This window comes from Synechococcus sp. R5-15, from assembly GCF_047462035.1.
Classification (GTDB): Bacteria; Cyanobacteriota; Cyanobacteriia; order Thermostichales; family Thermostichaceae; genus Thermostichus.
Map to the genome: position 1 here is coordinate 1 of NZ_JANSIK010000161.1, position 770 is coordinate 770.

Sequence of the window (770 nt, forward strand, 5' to 3'; positions counted from 1 at the left end):
TTTGCGGGCAGTTTATCCATCTGCCCAAAATCGGTGCTGTTCGGATAATTCAGCACCGTCCTTTGCCTGACGGCTTTGTGATTAAGACCGCTGCCATCAGCCGCAAGGCAGACGGGTGGTATGTGACCTTGAGCCTGCAAGATTCGTCCGTCCCTGAGTTTACCCCTGACCTGCCAACACTGGAGAACACGATGGGGATCGACGTGGGACTGGACTCCTTTTTGGTGACCGACGCGGGGGAGTCTGTTCCAGTTCCCCAGTACTATCGCAAGGCAGAGCTCAGGCTCAAGAGACTGCAGCGGGCAGTGTCTCGCAAGAAGAAAGGGTCAAACCGCCTATGGCTAGTGACTAGTGGATAGTGAATAGTGACTATCCACTAACCACTATCTCAGCGCAAAGATTTTCATGACAAAACAGCGAACTGGCTGGTAAGCAAGGGCAAACATATTGGGTACGAAGCCCTGAATATCAAAGGTATTGCGAGGACGAAGCTAGCAAAATCTACCTATGATGCTGGGTGGGGACAATTTCTGCGAATTCTGGCAGTCAAGGCTGAAAGAGCTGGGCTGAGGGCGATTGCAGTGAATCCCAACGGCAGCAGTCAAAACTGCTCTCGGTGCGGTCAAAGAGTACCGAAGGCGGTTCAAGACAGGTGGCATTCTTGTTCCCATTGTGGGCTAGAACTAGGACGCGACCACCATGCGGCCATCAACATCAAGCACAGGGCGGTGGGGCATCCCGTTCTTTTCGCGTCAGCGGGACGTAGTCCT

The 770-nt window shown here is 53.4% G+C and carries 1 protein-coding gene and 1 pseudogene; both read left to right on the plus strand.

The window, feature by feature from the left end; genetic code table 11:
• The coding region (locus NW839_RS12180; RefSeq protein ID WP_414380680.1) for an RNA-guided endonuclease InsQ/TnpB family protein at positions 1 to 359 on the plus strand (359 nt) is incomplete at its 5' end.
• Positions 360 to 401: 42 nt separating this feature from the next.
• A pseudogene (locus tag NW839_RS12185) lies at positions 402 to 770 on the plus strand (RNA-guided endonuclease InsQ/TnpB family protein); the annotation flags it as partial.